Source organism: Variovorax sp. 01N429, assembly GCF_056399425.1.
On record NZ_JBFTRG010000037.1, the window covers coordinates 1 to 7,952 of the forward strand.

7 protein-coding genes are annotated in these 7,952 nt (G+C 59.2%); all 7 read left to right on the plus strand.

What is annotated here, in order from left to right:
• The coding region (locus AC1DSF_RS30285) for a hemagglutinin repeat-containing protein (protein ID WP_478184026.1) at positions 1-4,305 on the plus strand (4,305 nt) is incomplete at its 5' end.
• Complete coding sequence (locus AC1DSF_RS30290; protein ID WP_478128955.1) at positions 4,302-4,763, plus strand: hypothetical protein; 462 nt, start codon at positions 4,302-4,304, stop codon at positions 4,761-4,763. The genes AC1DSF_RS30285 and AC1DSF_RS30290, both read left to right, overlap by 4 nt.
• A 299-nt stretch (positions 4,764-5,062) precedes the next feature.
• Positions 5,063-5,302: a hypothetical protein gene (locus tag AC1DSF_RS30295; protein ID WP_478128954.1), complete on the plus strand. Its 240-nt coding sequence runs from the start codon at positions 5,063-5,065 to the stop codon at positions 5,300-5,302.
• Positions 5,303-5,707: 405 nt separating this feature from the next.
• Positions 5,708-6,037, plus strand: a complete 330-nt coding sequence (locus tag AC1DSF_RS30300) for a hypothetical protein (protein ID WP_478128953.1) — start codon at positions 5,708-5,710, stop codon at positions 6,035-6,037.
• Between the two features lie 275 nt (positions 6,038-6,312).
• A complete protein-coding gene (locus tag AC1DSF_RS30305; protein ID WP_478128952.1) occupies positions 6,313-6,570 on the plus strand; it encodes a hypothetical protein in 258 nt (85 codons plus the stop codon).
• Between the two features lie 21 nt (positions 6,571-6,591).
• On the plus strand, positions 6,592-7,125 hold the full coding sequence (locus AC1DSF_RS30310) for a hypothetical protein (protein WP_478128951.1): 534 nt from the start codon (positions 6,592-6,594) through the stop codon (positions 7,123-7,125).
• A 90-nt stretch (positions 7,126-7,215) separates the two neighbouring features.
• A partial coding sequence (locus AC1DSF_RS30315; protein ID WP_478184027.1) for a hemagglutinin repeat-containing protein occupies positions 7,216-7,952 on the plus strand: 737 nt, incomplete at its 3' end.

Below are 7,952 nucleotides of genomic sequence, written 5' to 3' on the forward strand. Positions count from 1 at the left end.
GCGGGCGTGACCTTCGCCAAGCAGTATGGATTGACCCCCGGCATCGCCCTGACTGCCGCGCAGATGGCCCAGCTCACGAGCGACATCGTCTGGCTCGTCGAGCAGACCGTGACCCTTGCCGATGGCAGCACCCAGCAGGTGCTCGTGCCCCAGGTGTATGTGCGCGTGCAGCCCGGGGACATCGACGGCTCCGGCGCGCTGCTGGCGGCTGATCGCCTGAGCATCAAGAACAAGGCGGGCGAAGGCGACTTCACCAACAGCGGCACCGTGGCCGGCCGCTCGCTCGTGTCCATCACGGCGGACAACATCGATAACCTGGGTGGGCGCATCTCGGGGGGCAATGTGGCGCTGGATGCCAGGGGCGATATCAACGTCATCGGCGGGACGGTCGATGCGCGTGATTCGCTGGTGGCGACAGCCGGGCGCGACGTCAATGTCGTGACGACAACGAGTAGCGCGCAGAGTACGCAGTCAAGCGCCACCGCAATCGATCGCATTGCGGGCCTTTATGTCTCCAATCCGAACGGTGTCCTGGTCGCCAGCGCCGGCAACGACATCAATGTGGTCGGTGCGATCGTTGCCAACACGGGCGCGGGCAGCCGCACACTCATCAACGCGGGACATGACATCAATCTTGGTACGGTCACCGAAGCCAGTTCGCGCACCTCGGTCACCGACAGCCGCAATTTCCACTCCGAATCGCAATCGCAGGACATCGGCAGCCAGATCGTGGGCGGCGGCAACGTCACGCTGAGCGCGGGCAACGACATCAACGCAAGGGCAGCGGGCGTGGCCGCGCAGGGAACGCTGGCTGTCATCGCAGACCACGACGTCAATATCTCAGAGGGCCGCGCGACCTCTTCGACAGCCACCGCGTCCTACAAGGAGAACAAGTCCACCTTCTCCAAGTCGACTTCGACACAGCTCAGCTCGGAATCGACCAACACCTCGGCGGGCAGCAGCTTCAGCGGCGCCGATGTGCTGGTCTCCGCCGGAAACGACATCGCGATTCGTGGCAGCAACGTCACTGCGCAGGACCAGTTGTCCTTGAGCGCCGGGCGTGATGTTCGCGTCGAAAGCGCTCAGGACCAGGCCAGCGGCGGCAGCTACTCGGCTTCCAGCCAGAAAGGCATCTCCGCGAGCTTCAAAAGCCGCCTGAGCTACAGCAGCGGCTCTGCCAATCACGCCGAAGCCGGCAGCAGCACCACACAGGTGGGCAGCACCGTGAGCGGCGCCAATGTGAGCGTCGATGCCGGCCGAGACGTGCAGGTCATCGCCAGCAACGTGCTTGCCGACAAGAACATCACGGTCACCGCCGGGCGCAACATCGACATCCTCTCGGCCCAGGACACGCAGGACTCCGGCACCGCGGGCAGTCAGCGCGGCAAGACCTACGGTGCCATGCCCGGTCTCGCGCCTCGGCAAACTGCATATTCGAATGTGAGTGGCAGCGAGAACGGCACTGGCCATTCGAGCACCGCCGTCACCAGCCTGCTGAGCGCCAACGGCGGCAACCTGACCATGGTGGCAGGCCTCGACAGCAAGTACGCTGGAACGGGCCAGGGCAACATCACCACCGAGGGCGCCGATCTCCTGGCCCAGAACAAGGTCGCGCTGTCCGGGAACGCCGTGAGCCTGAACGCGGCCACGTCAACCGGCAGCAGCACCCACAGCGCCGAGTCCAAGAGCCACACGATCGGTGCGCAGTTGACCGGCTACGTGGGCAGCGTCGTCACGCGCGCCTACGACATGGCCGAGGAGTCGAAGCACACCGAGGACAGCCGCCTGAAGGGTGCGCTCCAGCTCAAGGCCGGCTACGACGCTTACAAGCTCGCGACCAGCGGCGCATTGCAGAACGGCGTTCAGGGACTGGGCGCGGCGGGCACCGGCGGGGATCCCGCCGGCTCTGCGTTCGGTGTGAGCGTCAGCGAGCAGCGCAGCAACCAGCGTTCGACCACCGCCGAGACCTACACCGAGCAGCGCGGTACCAACATCCAGGCCGGCAGCATCGAGATCACGGCGCGCGAGACCGATATCAACATGCAGGGCGCCAAGCTCCAGGCACAGAACATCAGCCTGGACGCGAAGCGCGACATCAACCTGATCGCGGCCGCGAACACGGCCGCAACCGTCAGCAATAGCAGCGGCCGTACGATGGGAGGCGGCGCCACCTTCGGCTTCGGCTCGCAAAACGGCATCAGCTTCCAGGGCAACATCGGCAGCAACCAGGGCAAGGCCACCGGCAACGAGGTCCACTACGACAACACCCTGGTCACCGCCACTGACACTCTCAAGACCAAGAGCGGCAATGACACCAATCTCATCGGTGCGCAACTGGCCGGCGACAGCGTCCAGATGGACGTCGGCGGCAACCTGAACATTGAGACGCTGCAGGACCAGACGAACTACGCGAGCAAGCAGACCAGCAGCGGCCTGGACGTGAGCATCTGCGTGCCGCCCATCTGCTATGGCGAATTCGTCACCGGCACCGCCAACGCCTCGCGCCAGAAGGTCGACCACAACTACCAGAGTGCCACGGGGCAGAGTGGCATCGCCGCAGGCAGCGGCGGCTACGACATCAACGTCAAAGGCAACACCGACCTCAAGGGTGGCGCGATCACGAGTACGGCGACGGAGGACAAGAACAACCTCGCCACCGGCAGCCTGACCTTCAGCGATCTGGAAAACCGTCAGAGCACGAATTCGAGCAGTGATTCGCTCAGCCTGAGCTACAGCTCGGGAGCCAACGGCTACACGCAGGGCACGAGCCTCGCGAGCAACGCCGCGCGCAGTGCGTCCAACACGGTGCTGGGCAACCTCAATGGAGGTGGTGGCCTGCCTGCGGACAACGATCAGTCGGGCAAGACATCGAGCGTCATCAGTCCGGGCAACATCAAGATCACCGGCACCGGGAACAAGGAGATCGATGACCAGAGCGCCGAGAACGTCGCGACGCTCACTTCCAGGGACCCGGAAACGGCCAACGGCGCGCTCGTCAACACGCTGACCTTGCAGCAGGCCCAGGAGATCCCGAAGCTGCAGCAGCAGGCGGCTGACCGCCAGCGTGCTGCGCAGCTCGTGGGCAGCGTCGTCGACAACGTGATCGGGGATGTGGCCGCCGAACGAGGTTGGCCCGAAGGCAGCGCAGAGAAGATCGCGCTGCATGGGCTCGCGGGGATCGTGCAGGCGAAGATTGGTGACGGTAGCGCGCTCGCAGGCGCGGCGGCCGGCGCCGTCAATGAGGCACTGCTGCCGGTGATGGAGGACTATCTCAAGAGCCAGGGCATCAACCGCTACAACCCCGACGGCACGCCCAATGCGGAGTTCAACGCGCTCCTGACTGCGGGGTCGACCATGCTGGGGGCCGGAGTTGGCGCGGCCACGGGTGATGCCGGGCTCGGCTCAATGGTGGCGACCAACGCCACGACCAACAACCGCTTGCTGCACAACGATGAGAAAGCGCGTTTAGCCCAAATGCAGGAGGGCAAATCGCCCGAGGAGCAGCAACGCTTGGCTGATGCCGCGTGTGCCTTGGTGCACTGCGCCTATGGCATTGACCCGAGCGCGCCAGGGTATGCGGATGCCATGATGTCCCAGAACCGTGGGGCAGACTACGCCTCTGAGCAGCGGGCGTTGCGCAACAGCGGCATGTTCGGCTACAGCATGACCGACATGTCGCTGGACACGGCGAAGAGCCTCGGATACCCACTTCTCGATCAGTTGCAGAGTGCCGCTCGAGGCGCTGTGGGGCTGAAGGATGCGGTGAAGGAGGATTTCAAGAACACGGTGGCATCGCTCAACCCACCAGAACTTCCACCGGACCATCCTGGTAGCGACGGGCCGAACATGAGCGGTGGCGCCGGTGCGGTGGTGACGCCGCCGACAGTCGTCTGTACGCCAGCAGGCTGTGTGATGACGCCGCCCGTGGTGGCGCCTATCGGCTCGCCGGGGTACGTGCCGGACAACTCAACGTTGGCGACGGATGGCCAACCATCCAATGCGAAAAATGAACAAACGAATATGCTGGGCGCAAATGGCGCGCAGTTTTCGAGCAAGACAATTTGGCGCGGAGATGGAAAAGAGCGAATCGATGTTGAAAATCCCAATCCTGGGCAGCGACCCGGGCAAATACATTACCAAGACAACGCGGGAAATAAATACTACTACGATCCCGCCCTCAAGACTTTCTACGATCAAAAAAGCGGCGACCTAGCGCCAAAGTCAGTTCAGAATTTGCTAAACAATTCCCAGTTTCAGAAGGCCATTGAAAGAGGGTTGATTCAATATCTTGGAGAGCTAAAATGAGAGTAATGAATGAGTCAATGCAAAGGCGCTTGGAGAAAATTTCAGAATCGCCGTTTTTGAGTTCTGGGTTAAATGAATTGATTCAAAATGGCTTTATCTGCGCAAGGGGATTTATTTTTTGGAAATCTCTGTTCCGAGATGGGGCGTTGCCGAACGAGGATTTCATAAAAAAACACTACCTCGATGCATCGGGGTATGAAAGCGCCGTCAATAAAATTCACATCGAGGACTACTGTGAAGATGAGACTCTGGAGAATGCACTAGCCTTTTTAAACGTCTTCGAAAATAAATGGAAAGCCAGTTTCAAGGAGAGATGCGTGGCGATTATTGGGATCGACGATGGGGAATTTGGACTCTCTTGTAGTTTTAGGTTCCATGTTAGGAGAGACAGCGAAAAATGGATCGATGTAAAAAATATTAATGCACTTTCAGATCCCATTTTGATATCGGAGATTTAAGCAAGTGCCGCTCACTGGCATGTTCGGGTTCAGCGTGACCGACATGTGGCTGGACACAGCGAAGAGCCTCGGATAGCCACTTCTCGATCAGTGGCGAGTGTCGCCGGAGGCGCTGTGGGGCTGAACGATGCAGCGAAGGAGGATTTCAAGAATACAGTCGCATCGCTCAACCCATCGGAACTTCCATCGGACCACCTTGGCGGCAACGGGCCCAACATGAGCGGTGGCGCAGGCGCGGTCGCTAATTCAGATGGATCTCTCTCTCTGGATTCTTGGATCCAAAAAATAAGGTGAAGTGAATGAGTGAATTTGAAATAGACTTTGTTAGCGATGTAAATCGACAGCATTTGATGGCGGAGGTGATCTTTAAAGGCCAAAGACTCTGCATTCTGGACAAAGAGGGTGGGAATGATAAAATGGGAATAGAGTTCCTTTCGGATATTTATATCCTACCGGAAAGCGTAAAGATGAAGTTCAATCTTTCTGAATTTGTGAAAATTCTTGGGGTTGCCAAATCCGAGCTGGAGAAATGCGCATAAAAGTGGATGCAGGATTCCACAGCCATTCCCAGCAATTTGGAATACATCACCGCGCGCCGGACCGACACCAACATGCAGGGCGCCAAGCTCTAAGCACAGGGTCTCGCCTACGGCATGGACTCCGATGCCCCTGAATGTGCGGACGCCTTGATGTCCCACAGCCACGGGGCGGAATACGCTACTGAGCAACAGGCGCTGCGAAACAGCGGCCTGTTCGGCTACAGCATGACCGACATGTCGCCGGACACGGCGAAGAGCCCTGGGTGCCCACTTCTCGGATAGATCAAAACCGCTAAACCTCTCGACAATTCCGATCGATGTGAAGTGTCAGCTTGGATTTAAAGGAAAATAAATGCTATTTGGAGAGCCTGACAGATTTGCGATCTGGTTCGACCCGGTGGAATCGTGGCCTACGACGGTGCCGGCTACCCAAAGCCCGAGTACAACCACATCGGACAAGCCGGCGATCCCGAGTTCATCCTCGAGTCTCAGTTCGGCACGAGCACCCAATTCAAGACCAAGCTCGACGCCGCCCCTGTGGTCAAGACGGCGGAGCAACTTGCGCTTGACGCCGGTCGGGCGGCAAAACCGCTAGGGCTGGGATCCACCGGTCGTTCTGTTGCCAACAATTTGCGTGAGCAGTTCGCGCTAGAGCAGGCCATGTCCAACCCCGCTGCCGATCAAGTCCTTCGAATTGCCATGACTGATCCACGCTGGCCGGCATCCGATGGGTAGATGAAAATGAGCCAAAATATTAATGGCATCGAAGTTCATTACGTGAGAAATACCATCACGAACGCGACAGACGATTTCAACTTCAAATAAAGACCAACTTATGCGAGTTTTTTGCAAATTTAATTCGGGGCGCAATCTCCCCTCAAACGCATTGCGAAAAGGAGAGACCGATCTCGTCGAATTTACTCAATTGAGAATCGGGGAGATTAGTACGGTATACGGGCTCATGTTCTCCAAGACTGGGGTTGAATTCCTCATGTCGATCGGAGATTGCGGTGGACCTACTTGGTTTCCCTCTCGATTGTTCGACGTTAGACGATCGCCTTCCAAGTTGGCGTTTTCTATCTACAGCTAATGACAAAAATTTTTCGGAGCTACTGACTCAATTTGATGTCACCGCCATCATCGGGTATTCTGAACTAACTGAAAACTATGCACATTACAATGGAATCTTGGAGCGTGACATCGAACAACTTAGGATTTTTTTTTCTGAAAAGATTTTTATCGATGAGTGGCAGGCAGGACTGCCATGATCTCGCGCGGGGATCAATTTGATGCAAAGATTTTTGGCGGTAGTTGCGACATTTTCTCTTGCAGCTTGCGCCTACGACGGCGCTGGCTATCCAAAGCCCGAATACAACCACATCGGACAAGCCGGCGATCCTGAGTTCTTCCTCGAGTCCCAGTTCGGCACGAGCACCCAGTTCAAGGCCAAGCTCGACGCCGCCCCTGACGATGACTGCGTGGGCACCCAGCGCGTCGCGTACTTGCAAGCCATGAACTCATTCTTCCGTCGACCCGATGCGCCGGGTCCTTGGAAATTCGTCGCCCCAGCTGGAAAGCCCGTCCTGATCGCGGGCCAGTGGGTGCGCTATTCCACCTCCGGCTTCGACTACCTGAGCAAGACGAACCTCGTCTTCCCCGGCGGCAGTTGCCCCTGGGCTGCAAAGACGATGATTCCGCAGGCGGGGGCAACGTATCTCGTGCGCCTCTCCGGGGTCGGTCCGACCTGTGAACTCTCAATCAAGGCAGCAGATGGTTCGCCGGTTGAGACCCACGACGCGCCGAACTGCGCGCGCCCTCAATAAAACATGCCGCCGTCTCGGCAAAAAGCGTGAGATCAATCTGGTGAGCTATCACTGAGAGTCGATCGCACCTCGCCATCACAGGCCCGCGACATCAACGCCCGCCAAGCCACCGTCTCCAGCGGAGACGGCCTGCTCCTGGTGCATGCGGACCGCGACATCAACATCGGCGCCGGACAGACCACGCAACTGGAGATCCAGGGCAAGCAGACGACGAGCAAGGGGACCTTCAAAAGCTCCACCACGACCACGAACAGCAGCGCGGAAAGCACCACCAGCGTGGGCAGCAGCTTCTCGGGCGGCACTGTGGCGATGACGGCCAACAACGACATCACCATCGAGGGGTCGCACATCAGCGGCACCAATGGCGTGCTGGTGGACGCCGGACGCAACCTCACGGTCTACGAGGGCCGCAATACCTCCAGCGCCAGTCTGGAGACCGACACCCAGACCCGGGGCATCGGCTTTGGCGGCGGAAGCCTGCCCATCGTCGGCCCGGTCAAAAAAGGCTCCGGCACCGGCATCGAGGTCTCCAGCGACACCGCATCGGCCAGCACCATCCAGAGCAGCCAGGGCGGCGTATTGCTTCAAGGAGGAGGCACCGTCACGCTGCAGGGCGTGCAGGTCGATGCCGCCAAGGACATCACCATCCACGGCGCCAACGTCGACATCCACGCGGCCGTCGATGGCCAGTCGCTCGCGATCGCCCACAAGAGCAATGACCTGAACCTGGGCAGCGAGACTTGGTACCGCGATCCGAGCACGGGCTTCAATGCCAAGAAGACGCAAGAGGCAGGAATCACCGACACCTCCCTGGCGCGCACCACGCT